This is a genomic window from Microbacterium sp. (assembly GCF_047972865.1).
Lineage (GTDB): Bacteria > Actinomycetota > Actinomycetes > Actinomycetales > Microbacteriaceae > Microbacterium.
Genome location: NZ_JBKEAY010000003.1, coordinates 1 through 16,880, shown reverse-complemented (window position 1 = coordinate 16,880; position 16,880 = coordinate 1). Strand labels below are relative to the sequence as shown.

18 protein-coding genes are annotated in these 16,880 nt (G+C 69.7%); 9 read left to right on the top strand and 9 right to left on the bottom strand.

Annotation, left to right across the window (positions count from 1 at the left end):
• Positions 1-74 precede the first annotated feature (74 nt).
• The 4 genes from ACK5KK_RS00190 to ACK5KK_RS00175 all read right to left on the bottom strand — a co-directional run bounded on the left by ACK5KK_RS00190 (position 75) and on the right by ACK5KK_RS00175 (position 4,559).
• Positions 75-380 carry a hypothetical protein gene (locus ACK5KK_RS00190; RefSeq protein WP_416888077.1) on the bottom strand — a complete coding sequence of 102 codons (306 nt, stop codon included), beginning with the start codon at positions 378-380 and terminating at the stop codon, positions 75-77.
• A complete protein-coding gene (locus ACK5KK_RS00185; RefSeq protein WP_416888076.1) occupies positions 377-1,123 on the bottom strand; it encodes a hypothetical protein in 747 nt (248 codons plus the stop codon). The genes ACK5KK_RS00190 and ACK5KK_RS00185 overlap by 4 nt, the downstream gene beginning before the upstream one ends.
• A gap of 491 nt (positions 1,124-1,614) precedes the next feature.
• Entirely contained in the window at positions 1,615-3,018 is a 1,404-nt protein-coding gene (pntB, locus tag ACK5KK_RS00180; protein ID WP_416888075.1) for a Re/Si-specific NAD(P)(+) transhydrogenase subunit beta, read from the bottom strand.
• Complete coding sequence (locus ACK5KK_RS00175; RefSeq protein WP_416888074.1) at positions 3,015-4,559, bottom strand: Re/Si-specific NAD(P)(+) transhydrogenase subunit alpha; 1,545 nt, start codon at positions 4,557-4,559, stop codon at positions 3,015-3,017. Before ACK5KK_RS00175 ends, pntB begins: the two co-directional genes overlap by 4 nt.
• Before the next feature lie 205 nt (positions 4,560-4,764).
• On the opposite strand from ACK5KK_RS00175, the gene pyrE reads away from it, so the two are divergent.
• A complete protein-coding gene (pyrE, locus tag ACK5KK_RS00170; protein ID WP_416888073.1) occupies positions 4,765-5,343 on the top strand; it encodes an orotate phosphoribosyltransferase in 579 nt (192 codons plus the stop codon).
• A 190-nt stretch (positions 5,344-5,533) separates the two neighbouring features.
• A complete protein-coding gene (locus ACK5KK_RS00165) occupies positions 5,534-6,487 on the top strand; it encodes an SDR family NAD(P)-dependent oxidoreductase (protein WP_416888072.1) in 954 nt (317 codons plus the stop codon).
• A gap of 13 nt (positions 6,488-6,500) precedes the next feature.
• On the opposite strand, the gene ACK5KK_RS00160 is transcribed toward ACK5KK_RS00165, so the two are convergent.
• Positions 6,501-7,139 carry a metal-dependent transcriptional regulator gene (locus ACK5KK_RS00160; protein ID WP_416888071.1) on the bottom strand — a complete coding sequence of 213 codons (639 nt, stop codon included), beginning with the start codon at positions 7,137-7,139 and terminating at the stop codon, positions 6,501-6,503.
• Positions 7,140-7,158: 19 nt separating this feature from the next.
• Positions 7,159-8,439 carry an Nramp family divalent metal transporter gene (locus ACK5KK_RS00155; RefSeq protein WP_416888070.1) on the bottom strand — a complete coding sequence of 427 codons (1,281 nt, stop codon included), beginning with the start codon at positions 8,437-8,439 and terminating at the stop codon, positions 7,159-7,161.
• Between the two features lie 72 nt (positions 8,440-8,511).
• On the opposite strand from ACK5KK_RS00155, the gene ACK5KK_RS00150 reads away from it, so the two are divergent.
• Entirely contained in the window at positions 8,512-9,144 is a 633-nt protein-coding gene (locus ACK5KK_RS00150; protein ID WP_416888069.1) for a TrmH family RNA methyltransferase, read from the top strand.
• A 12-nt stretch (positions 9,145-9,156) separates the two neighbouring features.
• Here the strand turns inward: ACK5KK_RS00150 and ACK5KK_RS00145 are convergent, their stop codons facing one another.
• Together ACK5KK_RS00145 and ACK5KK_RS00140 are read right to left on the bottom strand one after the other, a co-directional pair.
• Positions 9,157-9,921 (bottom strand): cache domain-containing protein, encoded by a 765-nt coding sequence (locus tag ACK5KK_RS00145; protein ID WP_416888068.1) that lies wholly within the window; start codon positions 9,919-9,921, stop codon positions 9,157-9,159.
• Entirely contained in the window at positions 9,918-10,697 is a 780-nt protein-coding gene (locus tag ACK5KK_RS00140) for a FadR/GntR family transcriptional regulator (protein WP_416888067.1), read from the bottom strand. Before ACK5KK_RS00140 ends, ACK5KK_RS00145 begins: the two co-directional genes overlap by 4 nt.
• Positions 10,698-10,826: 129 nt before the next feature.
• Between ACK5KK_RS00140 and ACK5KK_RS00135 the strand changes: the two genes are divergently transcribed.
• The 4 genes from ACK5KK_RS00135 to ACK5KK_RS00120 all read left to right on the top strand — a co-directional run bounded on the left by ACK5KK_RS00135 (position 10,827) and on the right by ACK5KK_RS00120 (position 14,903).
• Positions 10,827-11,855, top strand: a complete 1,029-nt coding sequence (locus ACK5KK_RS00135) for an ABC transporter ATP-binding protein (RefSeq protein WP_416888066.1) — start codon at positions 10,827-10,829, stop codon at positions 11,853-11,855.
• 59 nt (positions 11,856-11,914) lie between these two features.
• Positions 11,915-13,093 (top strand): ABC transporter substrate-binding protein, encoded by a 1,179-nt coding sequence (locus ACK5KK_RS00130; protein ID WP_416888065.1) that lies wholly within the window; start codon positions 11,915-11,917, stop codon positions 13,091-13,093.
• Between the two features lie 75 nt (positions 13,094-13,168).
• Positions 13,169-14,083, top strand: a complete 915-nt coding sequence (locus ACK5KK_RS00125; protein WP_416888064.1) for an ABC transporter permease — start codon at positions 13,169-13,171, stop codon at positions 14,081-14,083.
• 19 nt (positions 14,084-14,102) lie between these two features.
• On the top strand, positions 14,103-14,903 hold the full coding sequence (locus tag ACK5KK_RS00120; protein ID WP_416888063.1) for an ABC transporter permease: 801 nt from the start codon (positions 14,103-14,105) through the stop codon (positions 14,901-14,903).
• A gap of 24 nt (positions 14,904-14,927) precedes the next feature.
• Here ACK5KK_RS00120 and ACK5KK_RS00115 read toward each other — a convergent pair whose 3' ends face one another.
• On the bottom strand, positions 14,928-15,425 hold the full coding sequence (locus ACK5KK_RS00115; protein ID WP_416888062.1) for a YcxB family protein: 498 nt from the start codon (positions 15,423-15,425) through the stop codon (positions 14,928-14,930).
• 119 nt (positions 15,426-15,544) lie between these two features.
• On the opposite strand from ACK5KK_RS00115, the gene ACK5KK_RS00110 reads away from it, so the two are divergent.
• Positions 15,545-16,354 carry a MerR family transcriptional regulator gene (locus tag ACK5KK_RS00110; protein WP_416888061.1) on the top strand — a complete coding sequence of 270 codons (810 nt, stop codon included), beginning with the start codon at positions 15,545-15,547 and terminating at the stop codon, positions 16,352-16,354.
• Positions 16,351-16,880 (top strand): GyrI-like domain-containing protein (locus ACK5KK_RS00105; RefSeq protein ID WP_416888060.1); only part of this gene is annotated, 530 nt, incomplete at its 3' end. The genes ACK5KK_RS00110 and ACK5KK_RS00105, both read left to right, overlap by 4 nt.

Here is a 16,880-nt window from a genome sequence, read left to right as displayed (position 1 = left end):
CAGATCCAGGGCTGGAAAGCAGCCCTCAACGCCCTCGCACTCGCCCACCCCGACCGGCTTACCAGACACATCAACTAAAACATTCCGGAACTCGCATACACAAAGTACTTGACAAGCTCCCCGTCGGTGTCGGCCAGCACCACCCACCCCACGGACTGGTCGGTCATCTCGTACGACTGCGGACTCAGGTACATCGCGAAATCCGCGCCGCCCAGCGATGCCTCCTCCGTACTCACCTGCGCATCACGCAGCACCCCCGCACTGCCACCGCACCCGGCCAACGCCGCCAACAACCCACCCGACACCATCACCACACCCCAGCGCCTCAGGTGGGGCCGCACCCGCCCGGTGCGGCCCCACACGTTCGGTGAGCGCCTCACAGTGTTCTGTAGGTGACGGTGTACTTCGAGTCCTTGATGTTGTACGGGTAGACACCGAGCCCGCCGTTTCCGTCGAGGTCGAGTCGCGTCTTGATGATGTACGCGGCCCAGACCAACTGCGAGCAGTTCATCTTCGCTCCGTGGCGATCCTTGTTGAACGCGAAGTTCGCGTTGTAGGCCTTGCCGCGCAAGTTCGTGTAGGCGTAAGTGGCTGCCGCGGTGCGATTGGTCTGCGAGGTCTTGACGTACTGCTTCACCGCGCCCCTGCCGACCGGTAGCGTGCTGGCGGACGCCGAACGGCTCTTCTTACCGAGCCCGGGCGCCTCGACTATCGTGCGGGTGGTGTAGTAGATGCCGGTGTGTCCGTGATTCACGAACAGCGTCGATGAGGGCGACACGAAAATGTCACCTCGGCGTTCCCCATTCTTGAGGATGGTCGTGCCGCCGCCGCCGCCGCTGCCTGACGGGACCGCGTCGTTCGACGTGGCGCGCCCGCTCGACGATCCGGATGCCGCCACGGACTCTCGCGCCTCAGCGAGCATCTGATCGGCGACCGCCGCCGGGGTCGAACCGGTCTGCGCCGCGACATCCCGCACGAGTTGTTCGACACCCTCTCGTGTCGTTCCCGGGTTCAACGCGACGAGCTCGTCCAGCCCATCGCCCGCGTGCGCCGGTCCGGCCACCACACCCACACTCAGCACAATCGCGGCGACAGCCGCGGTAATGATCCCCCTGCGATTCATGATCCCTCTCTCCGTCGAGCGCCACCGACTCGGCGACGTACTCCCGACCGTAGCCGCGCGGCGGCGGGGAAGGATGTAGGGATTTCGGCGGACACGGTTGCGGGCCCCCGACGTCGGTGGCCGGTTATTGGTGGGTGGGGGCGATGGCGGTGCCGCGGATGACGAGGCTTTGTCCGCGGATGTTGTTGAGGTCGTCGATGGTGAGGAGGGGGGTTTCGTCGCCGGTGTCGTGAGTGCGGCCGGGGGTGCAGGCCGGCGTCGGTCCAGGTCAGGCTGGCGGTGTCCATGCCCGCGGTCGCGATCGTGCGGATGGTCCCGTCGGTGTCGGCCAGGACCACCCACCCCACGGACTGGTCAGTCATCTCGTACGACTGAGGACTCAGGTACATCGTGAAATCCGCGCCGCCCAGCGAAGCCTCCTCCACACTCACCTGCGCGTCGCGCCAGCGCCTCATGGCACTCGACCGTAGCCGACGGCCGGGTGCTGCGGGTCAGAGCACGCGCAGGATGTCTTCCACGCGGTCCTTCGCGTCGCCGAAGAGCATCTGGGCGTTGTCCCGGAAGAACAGTGGGTTCTGCACGCCGGCGTACCCGGAAGCCATCGAACGCTTGAACACGACGACGTTCTCCGCTTCCCACACCCGCAGCACCGGCATGCCGGCGATGGGGGAGCCGGGGTCCTCGGCTGCGGCGGGGTTGACGGTGTCGTTCGCGCCGATCACCAGCACGACGTCGGTGTCGGCCAGGTCGTCGTTGATCTCGTCCATCTCCAGCACGACGTCGTACGGCACCTTCGCTTCGGCCAGCAGCACGTTCATGTGGCCGGGGAGGCGCCCCGCCACGGGGTGGATGCCGAATCGGACGTCCACCCCGCGCTCGCGCAGCCGACTGGTCAGCTCGGCCACCGGGTACTGGGCCTGCGCGACCGCCATGCCGTAGCCGGGCGTGATGACCACCGACGAGGCGTTCGCGAGCATGTCGGCGACCGTCTCGAAGTCGGTCTCGCGGTGCTCGCCGTGGTCCTCCTCGCCGCCCTTGGGCGCTTCGATCCCGAACCCGCCGGCGATCACCGAGAGGAACGAGCGGTTCATCGCCCGGCACATGATGTACGACAGGTACGCACCCGACGATCCCACCAGCGCACCGGTGACGATGAGCAAGTCGTTGTTGAGCAGGAACCCGGCGGCAGCGGCAGCCCAGCCGGAATAGCTGTTGAGCATCGAGACGACGACCGGCATGTCGCCGCCGCCGATGGAGGCGACCAGGTGCCACCCCAGCAGCAGCGCGATCGCGGTCACTGCGACCAGCAGCCCGAGGTTCGGCGTCAGCACGTACCAGACGGTCAGCGCAATGAACACCACGAGCGCACCGAGGTTCATCACGTTCTTGCCCGGGAGCACGAGCGGCTTTGAACTCATCCGGCCGGAGAGCTTCAGGAACGCGACGATCGACCCGGTGAAGGTCACCCCGCCGATGAACACCCCGATGAAGACCTCGGCGTGGTGGATGTCAGCGAGCGAACCCGTGAGACCCGAGTCGTACAGGTGCCCGTTCCAGCCGACCAGCACGGCGGCAAGACCCACGAACGAGTGCAGCAGCGCGATCAACTCCGGCATCCCGGTCATCTCGACCACCCGGGCCCGCCACAGCCCGATCACCGCGCCGACGGCGACCGCCGCGGCCAGCAGGGTGAGCCCCACCGTGCCCGACGAGGTGCCCCACGCAGCGGAGGCGGTCAGCCAGACCGTGGCCACCAGCGCGATCGCCATGCCGACGATCCCGTATGCGACGCCGCGGCGAGCCGTCTCGTGCTTGCTGAGCCCCGCGAGACTCATGATGAACAGAAGGGCGGCGACGATATATGCCGCACCGGCGATAGAAGCGGCGAGGCTCATCGGTCACCCTCCTTCTGGAACATGCCGAGCATTCGGCGGGTCACGGCAAAACCGCCGAAGATGTTGATCGATGCCACGAGCACCGCGACGGCGGCGAGGATCTGGACGACCAGATCATCCGCCGTGATCTGCACCATCGCGCCGACCACGATGATGCCGCTGATCGCGTTGGTGACGCTCATCAACGGTGTGTGCAGGGCGTGGGCCACCTTGCCGATGACGTAGAAGCCCACCACGACCGACAGTGTCAGCACCAGGAAGTGCTGCGGCAACGGCGGCGGCGCGATCGCGCACACGGCGAACAGTGCCGCGATGCCCACCCCGATCAGCCACGACTTCGCGGTCTGCGACATCGTCTTCTTCGGCTCCGGCGGTGCGACGTCGGCCGGCGCGGCGGCCGGCGCCGCCGACACCTGAGCGGGCGGCGGCGGCCAGGTGACCTCGCCGTCGCGGACGACCGTCACCGAACGCTGCACGATGTCGTCGAAATCGATCGTGAGCTGCCCGTCCTTGCCGGGGGTGAGAAGCTTCAGCAGGTTCAGCAGGTTGGTGCCGTACAGCTGCGAGGCCTGCTGCGGCAGCCGGCTGGGCAGATCGGTGAACCCCAGGATGATGACGCCGTTGCCGGTGACGACACGCTCGCCGGCGACCGACCCCTCCACGTTGCCGCCCTGCGCGGCCGCCATGTCGACGATGACGCTTCCGGGCCGCATTGAGGCGACGTCGGCCGCGGTGATCAGCCGCGGAGCCGCCCGCCCCGGGATGAGTGCCGTCGTGATGACGATGTCGACATCGGCGGCCTGCTCCGAGTAGATCTCGGCGGCGCGCCGGTCGTAGGCCTCGCTGGTCGCCTTCGCGTACCCGTCGCTGGAGACCTCTTTCTGCTCGTCGGGGACGACGACCTCGAGGTACTCGCCACCGATCGAGGCCACCTGGTCGGCGACCTCGGGCCGCGGGTCGGTGGCGCGCACGATGGCGCCCAGGCTCGAGGCCGCCCCGCTCGCGGCCAGACCCGCCACGCCGGCACCCGCCACCAGCACCTTCGCCGGCGGCACCTTGCCCGCCGCCGTCACCTGGCCGGTGAAGAACCGGCCGAACTCGTGCGCCGCCTCCACGACCGCGCGGTACCCGGAGATGTTCGCCATCGAGCTGAGCACGTCCATGGACTGCGCCCGCGATATCCGCGGCACGGCGTCCATCGCCAACGCGGTCACGCCGCGCGCGGCGAGCTTCTCCAGCAGTTCCGGGTGCAGCGCCGGGCTGAGCGTCGCGACCACCGTCGCGCCGGCGGCCAGCCGTGCGATCTCGGCATCGGTGGGGGCCGCGATCTTCAGGACCACGTCGGCGGACCACGCGGTCGCGACATCGGCGATCTCGGCCCCCGCCGCCGCGTAGGCGGCATCGGGGAAGGCCGCGGCCGCGCCGGCGCCGGCTTCGACCGACACCCGGTACCCCAGGGCGATGATCTTCTCGACGGTCGTCGGCGATGCCGCGACCCTGCTTTCCGCTGGCTGCTCAGCGACGATGCCGATGCGCGTCATTCGTCCTGTTCCTCAATGTCGTGTCGTTGCCGGGCCGGTGGCGGCCCGGGCGCTCTCATGCGGGCGGCCAGGCACCGTGGCCCGGCCGACACCACAAACCTATGGGGACGGCGGTCACATGTTCTGTCCTGAGCGCCGATTTCGAGGGAAAGAATGCCACTTCTTTACAAATATGTAAACGCGCCGGCATCCGTACACTCGTTCCATGAGCTTCTCTTCGACGCCCGAACTCGAATCCGACCGTCAGGCACTCATCGCACTCATCGGCGACGAGGCGGTGTTCCACGGCGATTTCACGCTCGCCAGCGGCAAGAAGGCGTCGTACTACGTCGACATGCGCAAGCTCACCCTCGACCACCGTGCGGCCCCCGCGATCGGGCGGATCATGCTCGACCTGATCCGCGACGTCGAGGACATCGTCGCCGTCGGCGGACTCACGCTCGGCGCCGACCCCATCGCCAACGCCGTCCTGCACGAGTCGGTGCGTGCCGGGCGTCCGCTGGACGCGTTCGTCGTCCGCAAGGAGCCCAAGGACCATGGGCGAGGGCGGCAGGTGGAGGGTGCCGATGTCGTCGGTAAGCGTGTCGTCGTGGTGGAAGACACCTCCACCACAGGGCAGTCGGCACTCAAGGCGGTCGAAGCGTTGCGGCGCGAGGGGGCCGACCCGGTCGCCGTCGCCGTCATCGTCGACCGCAAGACCGGCGCCCAGGCCGCCGTCGAAGCGGCGGGCTTGCAGTGGCTTGCCGCGATCGATCTGGACGACCTCGGACTCGACCCGCAGTAGCGGCCGGGATCAGTCGTCGTCGCGGCGGCGACGGAGAAAATGCACGATCACCACGATCAGCGATGCGGTGCCGATCAGACCGGTCGTGGCGAACAGCAACGTCTGTTCGAACTCGTTCACGACCCACCTCCGGTGCCGACTATCGTACGGGGTCAGCGTAATGGTCGCCCCGCCCCGTAGTCTCATGGGTGTGGGACGAGATGTGTGGGACCCGGAGCTACTACCCGATCTGGACGGCAAGCGGTATCTGATCACCGGGTCGAGCGCGGGACTGGGGTTCTTCGCTTCGCTGCAGGTGGCCGCGGCGGGTGGCCACGTCATCATGAGCGGACGCAACCCGAACCGGCTCGCCGCGGCGCGCGTCGCCGTGCAGCGACAGTACCCGGATGCCTCCGTCGAGACCCTCCTGCTCGACACCAGCAACCTCGGGTCGGTGCGCGCCGCCGCGGCGACCGTCCGATCCCGGAAGGGACTGCACGGCATCCTGCTGAACGCCGGGATCGTGCGCGCCCCGCGCCACCGGGAGGTCACCCGTGACGGGCACGAGCTGGTGTTCGCGACCAACGCCCTCGGGCACTACGCCTTGGCCGGCGCGCTGCTGCTGCCGCTGGCAGCCGGGCGCGGCCGGCTGGTCTGGGTCGGATCCATCTCGACATCGTTGACGGCGATCGGCGCGCTCGACCCCGAGCTGGAACAGGGGTACTCGCCGTGGCGCGCCTACGTGCAGTCGAAGGTGGCCACCACGGCGCTCGGGTTCGAAGCCGACCGGCGGCTGCGCGCCGCCAACGTCCCGGTGGACAGCGTCGTCGCCCATCCGGGGTACGCGATCAGTGGGCGCACGCGTGGCGTCGTCGGGGTCAACGTACCCGGTCGGTGGAAGCGGTTCACCGACAACTTGCAGGCGCCGGTCTCGCAGTCGAAGGAGCGGGGCGCGTGGTCGCTGGTGCGCGCGCTCGTCGACCCCGACGTCGAAGGGGGGCAGTTCTGGGGGCCGTCGCGGGCGCTGTCCGGGCTTCCGCGGCCCGCGACACCGGCCCGGATCACGCGCGACCTCGACCTCGGCGCCCGCCTGTGGGACTTCTGCCAGGAGGCAACCCGCACCGAGTGGCCCTACCTCAAGGCCTCGCGCGCTCGCGCCCGCTGACCGCGCGACGGACTCAGCGGGTCAGCCACACTGCGCTCGTGGCGGCGGTCGGCAGCGTCACCGTCGCGCCGCCGTCGATGCGCACGGCATCGCGACCGGTGACGGTCACGATGTGCCCCACGCCGATTCCGGCGTCTTCGATCGCACGCAGCAGGTCGGCATCGCGATCGCTCACCCGCAACACCCGCCCGCTGTGACCGATCGGCGCCTCGCCCAGCAGGACGAATGCCTCGCGCTGCGCCCGGCCGGCGGCATCCGGGATCGCGTCACCGTGCGGATCGAACCGGGGGTGGCCGAGGCGCTCCGAGATGCGGTCGAGCAGGCGATCGCTGATGGTGTGCTCCAAGACCTCGGCCTCGTCGTGCACCTCGTCCCAGGTGTAGCCGAACTCCTGCACCAGCCACGTTTCGATCAGCCGGTGGCGGCGGATGATCGCGGCGGCGCGCAGCCGGCCCGCATCGGTCAGCGTGACCGGACCGTACGGGCGGTGGGCCACGAGGTCTTGCACCGCGAGCTTCTGCACCATCTCGGTGACCGTGGACGGCGCCAGGCCCAGCACTCCCGCCAGCTGGGAGGGCGTGATCGGCGTGGACTGCCACTCGGTGTGGTGGTAGATCGTCTTGAGGTAGTCGTCGATCGCGGCGGAAGGCACGTCTTAGGGTACCGGGGCGCTATCGGCCCGCGAAGACCAGCCACAGCAGCATCCCGTTGAGGCCGATGAGGAGCACGGCTGCGGCCACGCCCGCGGCCGTGGTGACCGCCCGGTTGCGGTACACGCCCAGCACGTCGGCGCGGGCGGTCAGCGAGACGAGCGGGATGAGCGCGAACGGGATGCCGAAACTCAGCACCACCTGACTGAGCACCAGCGCGAGGGTGGGGTCGACGCCGAGCCCGAGCACGATCAACGCCGGCGCCATCGTCACCAGGCGCCGGGTCAGGAGCGGCACCCGCACCCGCAGCAGCGCGTCCATGAGCTCGGCGCCGGCGTACGCGCCGACGGCCGTGCTGGCCAGACCGCTCGCGAGCAGCCCGACCGCGAACAACGTCGCCACGGCGGGGCCGAGGCTCGCGCCCAACGCCGCGTGGGCGCCCTCGAGCGAATCGGTGCCCGGCACACCGGCCAGGGTGGTCGCGGCCAGCAGCAGCATGGCGAGGTTCACGGTGCCGGCGACGACGAGGGCGACCGTGACGTCCCAGCGGGTGGCGCGCAGCAACCGCGCCGTCGCGATGCCGCGGCGGTGCCCCAGCGTCGCGGCGGCGGAGCCGGCCTCGGCGGCCGGGGCGAACCGGTCTCGCGCCAGTGCGCTGTGGGCGTAGATGGCGTGCGGCATGATCGTCGCGCCGAGGATCGACGCGGCCAGCAAGACCGAATCGGTCCCCTCGAAGCGGGGGACCAAGCCCCCCACGACGGCAGCGGGGTCCGGCGGAGCGAGGAACACACCGTACGTGAACCCGAGGGTGATGGTCGCGAGCAGTCCGATGATGACGAGTTCGAAGGCGCGCGCGCCGCGCCGGGCCTGCACGAACAGCAGCACGACCGAGACGCCCCCGGTGATCACCCCGCCCCACAGGAGCGGCACACCGAACAGCAGCCACAGGGCGACGGCGCCGCCGATCACCTCGGCGACGTCGGTGGCCATGGCGACCAGCTCCGCCTGCAGCCAGTACGCGCGGCGTCCGGTGGGGCTGCGCATGCGCTCGCCGAGCGTCTCGGCGAGGCTCCGACCGGTGACCACACCGAGCTTGGCCGACAGGTACTGGATCAGCCAGGCCATCGCGTTGCCGAGCACGACGACCCACACCAGCAGGTAGCCGTAGCGCGCGCCGGCGGTCATGTTGCTGGCCACGTTCCCCGGGTCGAGGTAGGCGACGCCCGCCACGAGCGCCGGCCCGAGGAGCCACGCCACCCGGCGTGCGCGGGCCGGTGCCTCGCGCACCGCATTTTTCGGCATACCGAAAACTTTAGCGCCGCGGGTGCCGCCTTCGGTGCCGGGCGCCCGGTTCTCGCCGGGTAGCCTGAGCGGGTGACCGACGCGCCCGAACCGGACAGTGAACCGGTGGTCGGCGTCGGACCGTGGCCGGGTGGAGCGGATGCCTGGCCGGACGACGTCCGGTACGACCGGGAGCTGCTCGCCCACGGCGACCGCCGGAACGTGATCGACCGCTATCGATACTGGTCGATGGAGGCCATCGTCGCCGATCTCGATGCGCGCCGGCATCCGTTCCACGTCGCGATCGAGAACTGGCAGCACGACCTGAACATCGGATCGATCGTCCGCAGTGCGAACGCGTTCGGCGCAGCCGAGGTGCACATCGTCGGGAAGCGCCGATGGAACCGCCGCGGGGCGATGGTCACCGACCGCTACCAGCATGTGCGCCATCACCCCGACGTGGCCGCATTCGCGACCTGGGCCGACGGTGCCGGTATCCCGATCGTCGCCGTCGACAACGTGGCCGGTTCCGTGCCGGTCGACCGCGCCGACCTGCCCGAGCGGTGCGTGCTGCTGTTCGGCCAGGAGGGGCCAGGGCTGTCGTCCGACGCGGTGGCGGCGGCATCGGGCGTCGTCGAGATCACGCAGTACGGGTCGACCCGCTCGATCAACGCGAGCGCCGCCGCAGCCGTCGTGATGTACGAGTGGTGCCGCCGCTGGGCCTAGCCGTGGGCCCGCTCAGGCGCCCAGAACGAGCGCGAGCGAGGTGTCGCCACACGCCAGCACGCGCACCGCTCCGGTCTGCACGGGCGGGCGCGTGCCGGGCTTCGCGGCCACGGCCACCGCCTCGCGGACCGCGTCGAGGATGCCGGGCTCGCGCATCAACGAGCCCGGTTCGCGCCGCGCGTCGGTGGAGGTCACGACCCGCGCCGACGCGTTGACGACGGATGCCGGACCCTCGGCGGTGCGCAGCACCGGCAGGATCTCGCGTTCGAGCCGGTCGACCAGCGCGTCCGCGCCGACGAGGCCGACCTGGCTGCTCGCGTGGCGGACGGGGACCGTGATCGTCACAGCGTAGTCGTCGGTGCAGAGGTAGTCGACGTAGGGGCCGGTCACATGCAGGTTCCCGGTCGAGGTCGGCACCCGCCACCACTCCAGGGTGGTGTAGTCGCGGAACTGGTCGTGGTGCGGATCGTCGATCGTCGCGAGCCGCCGCAGCCCGGGGGAGCCGCCCAGCCACCAGGCGAGATGCCAGTGTGCGTCGCTGAGCACCCCCGGCGTCGCCACGAACCCCGCCCCCGTGACGAGCGTGCCGCCAGCCACGGCGGGGACCGCGAAGGACTCCACCAGGGGGTCCACGGATGCCGCGGCCAGCGGCATCCCGTCGTCGAGGGCACGCTCGAGCGTGACCCGCCATCGATCGACGGTCGCGAAGATGTCGTCGATGGTCGTCGCGATGCGCGCGGCGATCTCGGCTGCCCGTGTTGCGGAAGTACGGGTCATGGGCTGTGCTCCTCGGTCGCGGGGGCAGCCAGTCCGTCCACGCGGGCGCGTTCGTCGAGCAGCCAGTGGAAGGCGTCGTCGATGTGGGCGATCGTGGCGGTGCGGGCCTCACCGGGGGTGAACCGCCGCAGGGCTGCGATGACCTCCGCCCAGGCCCGCGCGGCGCGGTCGCGGTGCTCCTGGTGCTGGAGGCACATCCACAGCAGCGGCCCGGCTTCGCTCTGGAGCCGGACCTCTTCGTGCACCAGCCGCGGTGACTGACTGATCGCGGCGACCTCCAGGTGAAACCTGCCCACTGCGCGGCGGGCGCCGCCCCCGGTGGACAGGTCGGCACCCGCCGCCAGGCGCTCCAGAGCGGCGATGTCGTCGTCGGTGGCGCGCTCGGTCGCCGTCTCGGCCGCCGTCCCGGCGATCGCCGAGACGTGCAGCACCATGTCGCGCAGCTCGATTCGGCTGTGTTCCCGGAGGCGTCGCTGGAAGACGCGCGTGGAGACGTCGTGGTCGAAGGTGACGAAGCTGCCCCCGTCGCGACCGCGGCGCGTGATCACCAGCCCCTTGTCGCGCATGCCCTCAAGCGCTTCGCGCGCGGTCACCAGCGCGACACCGAAGCTCCGCGAGAGATCGGACTCGCTCGGCAGCCGTTCGCCGTCGCGCAGGATGCCGCTGACGATGGCGTCGGTGAGTCGCTGCTGCACCAGTTCGGCGCGTCCGGCGCCGTCCAGGGGGGAGAACACGACGGCGTACGCGGCGTCGGATCTCCCGGTCGTGTGGGGCAAGGCGAGACTCCCGTCGACGCGGCGACGAACCCGATCTCGTCAACCGTGACACGACCGTAAAATGAGCGATCCCGTATAGACATATGGTTCCATATCATTTAGTTGCAGGAGATCGAAGGAGATTCGTGCATGAGTGATCAGCAGCCCGCCATCCGGCTGACCGGACTCACCAAGTCGTTCGGCGCCGTGACCGCGGGCGACCGCGTCGACCTCGACATCGCCGCGGGTGAGTGCTTCTCGATGCTCGGCCCCTCCGGCTCGGGCAAGACGACCGTGCTGCGCCTCATCGCCGGGTTCGAACAGCCGACCGCGGGCACGATCGAGCTGTTCGGTGTGGACGTCACCGAACGTGCGCCGTTCGACCGCGACGTCAACACCGTCTTCCAGGACTACGCGCTGTTTCCGCACATGACGGTGCTCGACAACGTCGCGTACGGACTGCGCGTGCGCGGCGTCGGCCGCACCGAGCGACGCGAGCGCGCGATGCGCGCCCTCGCGGCGGTGCGCCTCGACCCGTTCGCCGCCCGCAAGCCCTCGCAGCTGTCCGGCGGCCAGCGCCAGCGGGTCGCGCTGGCTCGGGCCACGGTCGTCGAACCCAAAGTGCTGCTGCTCGACGAACCGCTCGGCGCCCTCGACCTGAAGCTGCGCGAGCAGATGCAGGTCGAACTCAAGCAGATCCAGCGCGACCTCGGCATCACCTTCATCTTCGTCACCCACGACCAGGAGGAGGCGCTGACCCTCTCCGACCGGGTGGCGGTCTTCCACGACGGCGGCATCGTGCAGCTCGGCACGCCGCGAGACCTCTACGAGCGGCCCGCATCCCGCTTCGTCGCCGACTTCGTCGGCACCTCGAACCTGTTCGAGGCGGACGAGGCCGCCGCAGTGCTCGGCCGCACTGGGCAATTCTCCCTCCGCCCCGAGAAGATGACCCTCGCCGAGCGCGCCGCCACAGCCCCGACCGAGCGATCCGCCGCGGGAACACTCGTCGAGTCGATCTACATCGGCACCGGCATCCGCCGCGTCGTCGACCTCGACGCCGGCCCGCGCGTGACGGTGCTCGAACCGAACGACCGCACGCGGGCCGACCGGGAAGACCGCGGCGAACGCGTGCACGTCGTCTGGCACGACGCCGACGTCGTCGCCCTCGCCGCCCCCTGACGCCACAGGCCTGGGCATCCGCCCCGGACATCACACCACAGCACACCGAGAGGAACACCATGATGCACACCACCCGAGGTGCGCGCGTCGCCGCCACCGTCGTCGCGATCGGCTCGATCGCCGTGCTCGCCGGCTGCGGCACGTCCGGCGGCACCGGCGCGACGCCGTCCCAGGCCGCCGAAGACCTCGGCGACTACGAGGGCAGCGTATCGATCCTGGCGTGGCCCGGCTACGTCGAGGACGGCAGCAACGACCCGACCGTCGACTGGGTGAGCGGCTTCGAGGAGAAGACCGGCTGCATGGTCGAGGCGAAGACCTACGGCACCAGCGACGAAGCGGTCAACCTGATGAAGACCGGCGACTACGATGTCGTCGCCGCCTCCGGTGACGCGACGCTACGGCTGATCGCGTCTGGGGACGTCGCACCGGTCAACACCGACCTGATCCCGAGCTACGCGGGCGTGTTCGACTTCCTGAAGGACAAGGAATGGAACTCGGTCGACGGCGTCTCGTACGGCGTGCCACACGGGTACGGCGCGAACCTGCTGATGTACAACACCGAGGTGGTCACCGAGGCACCGACCTCGTGGGACGTCGTGTTCGACAAGGCCGGGGACAACTCCGGAAAGATCACCGCGTACGACTCGCCCATCTACATCGCCGACGCCGCCGTGTACCTCATGGCCCACCAGCCCGACCTCGGCATCCAGAACCCCTACGCCCTGGACGAGACCCAGTTCGCCGCCGCCGTCGACTTGCTCAAGGCCCAGCGGGAACACGTCGGGGAGTACTGGTCGGACTACCTCAAGGAGATCCAGGCGTTCCAGACCGGTGACTCGGTCGCCGGCACCACGTGGCAGGTGATCCAGAACGTGCTCGCCGGTGAGGGCGCGACCACCGAGGTCGTGCTGCCCGAAGAGGGGGCGACCGGCTGGTCGGACACCTGGATGATCGCGTCCGAGGCGAAGAGCCCGAACTGCGCGTACGCGTGGCTGGACTGGATTGCGAGCCCCGAGACCAACGCGGCCGCGACCGCCTACTTCGGTGAGGCGCCGTCGAGTCTGGCCGCGTGCGACTTCCGCGACGACTGCGAGGCCTACCACGCCGGCGACGAGGAATACGCCTCACAGATCTGGTACTGGACCACGCCGATCGCCGAGTGCGTCGACGGCCGCACCGACGTCGAGTGCGTCGACTACGCCGCCTGGACGGCGGCCTGGACCGAGATCAAGGGCTGACGCCCAGACGGATGCCGGGGAACTTCGCGCTCCCCGGCATCCACCGCCCCCCGATCGACACCACCCGAGGACCCCATGTCGACGATCTCCCCTCCGGCCCGAGCCGTACCGGCACCGGCCCGGACGCCGTGGCGCCGGGTATCGGCGTTCCTGGCGACGCACCCGAGGGCGCGGCTGTCGCTGCTGCTGACCGCGCCCCTGTTCTGGCTCGGACTGGTCTACATCGTCGCGCTCGTGCTGCTGCTGGTGACCGCGTTCTGGCGCGTCGACAGTTTCACCGGCGAGATCATCACCGAGTGGACCGTCGACAACATCGTCACGGTGGTCACCGGCGCGCTCTACCAGACGGTCACGCTGCGGACGGTGGGTGTGGCCGCGCTGGTCACCGCCATCGACGTCGCCCTGGCGTTGCCGATCGCGTTCTACATGGCCAAGGTCGCCTCCCCGCGGGTGCAGCGGATCCTGGTCATCGCGGTGCTCATGCCGCTGTGGGCGAGCTACCTCGTCAAGGCGTACGCGTGGCGGTCGGTGCTGTCGCAGGATGGCATCCTGGAGTGGCTGCTCGCCCCGCTGGGTCTGCACACACCCGGCTACGGACTGCCGGCGACGGTCATCACGCTGTCGTACCTGTGGCTGCCGTACGTGATCCTGCCGATCTACGCCGGGCTGGAGCGGGTGCCGGACTCGCTGCTGGAGGCCTCGGCCGACCTGGGCGGGCGCACCTGGCGCACCGTGCGGTCGGTGGTGCTGCCGCTCGCGTTCCCCGCCATCGTCGCGGGCACGATCTTCAGTTTCTCGCTGTCGCTGGGCGACTACATCACCGTCAACATCGTCGGCGGCGCCAACCAGATGCTCGGAAACCTCGTCTACACGAACGTCGGCGCCGCCAACAACCTGCCGCTCGCGGCGGCGATCGCGCTCATCCCGATCGTCATCATCTTCGGCTACCTGGCCCTGGTGCGCCGCACCGGCGCCCTCAACAACCTGTGACCCACGTGAGGACTGTGACATGAGACTGGGAACCTCAGCCCGCGTGGTGCTCGCGACCGTGACCGCCGTGATCCTGGTGGCGGTGTACCTGCCGCTGATGGTGGTGGTCGTGAACTCCTTCTCGACCTCGACGTCGCTGACCTGGCCGCCGCCGGGATTCACGCTGGAATGGTGGGGGCGCGCGTTCCAGAGCGCGGGGGCGCTCGAGGCGGTCGGCACGAGTGTGCTGGTCGCCAGCATCTCGACCGGGATCGCCCTGGTGCTCGGCACCCTCATCTCGCTCGCGCTGCAGCGGTTCGACTTCTTCGGGCGCGAGGCGATCTCGTTGCTCGTGATTCTGCCGATCGCGCTGCCGGGGATCATCACCGGTATCGCCCTGAACAACTTCTTCCGCACCATCATGGGCATCCCGCTCTCGATCTGGACCGTGATCATCGCGCACGCCACCTTCTGCATCGTCACGGTGTTCAACAACGTGATCGCCCGGCTGCGTCGCACCGGCACGAACCTCGAAGAGGCCTCCGCCGATCTCGGGGCCGGCATCTGGACGACGTTCCGCCTGGTGACCTTCCCGCAGTTGCGTTCGGCGCTGCTGGCGGGGGGTCTGCTCGCCTTCGCGTTGTCGTTCGACGAGATCATCGTGACGACGTTCACGGCAGGATCCGGAGTCACGACCCTGCCGATCTTCATCCTCAATAACATGTTCCGGCCGAACCAGGCGCCGATCGTGTCGGTCATCGCGGTCGTCCTCGTGGTCGTCTCGATCGTCCCGATCTACCTCGCCCAGCGACTCTCGGGCTCCGAACAGACACGGCGGTAGCGGCGCACGTGACGCGCGCCGCAGTCAGCGGTCGGCGTGCGCCGTGGCATCCGCGACGCGTTCACGGAGCGTCGCGAGATCGGCATCGGAGAACAACTCCCGTGGGAACACGTTCACCACGCGCGAGCCGTTCAGACGCAGCAGCAGGCACGTCGGGGTCGTGTCGATGCGGCGGATCGCGTCGTAGCGCACATCGCTCGCCCCCAGGCGCGAGGCGGTGTGCAGATGATCGTCGAGCAGTTCGAGGGTGGCGGACTGGCCGACCGGGTAGGCCGCCCGCACGGCGGCTCGGGTCTGTGTGAAGGCGATCACCGGAAGAAGCGCCACGATCACGATCAGGAAGCCGACGCTGGCCAGAGCCGTCGCCTCTCGTGTCAGGGCGGCGGCGATGAGTCCGAGCACGAGCGCCGCGGCCACGATCGCCGAGAGCACGATCGACAGTGGACGCGTCAGCAGCCACCGCACGTACCCGCCCGCGAGCCGCGACGGCATGCGCGCATCCGCCCGGATCTCTTTCACCACCCGCACATTCTGGCATGCGCTCCGTCTGCTGACTGTCCCGCAGCTGCGTTCAGCGCGAGTCCGGCGTGAACGCTCACACTTGACCCTGACACCGTGTCAGGCTGTGTGCTGGGGTCACCATGTTGAGCATCGGAGAGTTCGCCCGCCTGGCCGGGGTGTCGGTGCGGATGCTGCGCCACTACGACCGGCTCGACCTGCTGCGCCCGCAGCGGGTCGATCCGCATAGTGGCTACCGCTCGTACTCCACCAGCCAACTCGACCGCGCCAATCAGCTGATCGCCCTGAAAGACCTCGGGTTCACCCTCGAGCAGGTCGGCCGGCTGCTGGACGTCGACCTGCCGGGAGAGGCGGTGGCGGTGCTGCTGCGCCGTCGCCGCGACGAACTGCGCGAGCAGCTGACCGCCGACCGTGACCGGCTGCGGTCGGTCGAGGCGAGACTCCGAGCGATCGAGAAGGAGAAGCCCATGCCCGTGTTCACCGAGGAAGCGCTGCCCGAACTGCGCCTGGTTCGGGAGTCCGTACGTATCGAGGAGATGAACCAGATCGAACTCGTCATGGGCGACATGTTCGCCCGCGTCGCCGACGCGATCTCGGGCGCGGGCCTCAGCCCCACCGGCTCCGGGGTCGCCACCTACACCCCCGACGGCGACGGACTCATCGCCGCCGCCGCCGAGCCGATCGGCGATGGGCCCGTCCCCGACGGGCTTGAGGCCGTCGTCGTGGCGGCAGAGCCGCGAGCCCTGGTGGCCCGCTACACCGGACCGGACCTGGGCGGCATCCAGCAGGCCTGGCAGCAGCTCGTCTCCGAGGTGGAGACGCGCGGGCTGGTGCCAGAGGGAACCTGCCGCGAGGTGTATCTGACGACACCGTTCGAGGATCCCAGGGCAGGATGGGTCGTCGACCTGCAGCAGCCGGTGGCGGCATCGTGAGCGCGGACCGCCCCCGGGCGATCGACCTCAAGCGCGACCTGCCCGCGCTCTACCGGCCGGGGTCACGGGAGTTCACCGAGGTGGTGGTGCCCCCCACCACCTATCTCACCGTCGACGGACACGGCGATCCGAACACGTCACCGGCGTACCTCGCCGCCGTGCAGGCGCTCTACACGACCGGCTATGCCGTGCGCGCCGCGTTCCGCCACGCCACCGGCGGAGCCTTCGTGGTCGGACCGCTCGAGGGCCTGTGGTCCAGCGCCGACCCGACGACGTTCGTGACACGGGACAAGAGCGCGTGGGAGTGGACGATGATGATCCCGCTGCCCGATGTCGTCGCCGCTGAGACGATCACCGAGGGCATCGCCGCGGCTGCCGCGCGCGGGCTGGACGTTCCCGTCGACCGGGTGCGGGTGCAGCGGTTGGACGAGGGCCGCTGCCTGCAGATCATGCACCTCGGGTCGTTCGACGACGAGGCGCCCACCCTCGCCCGACTGCACGACGAGATCATGCCCGCCCGCGGCCT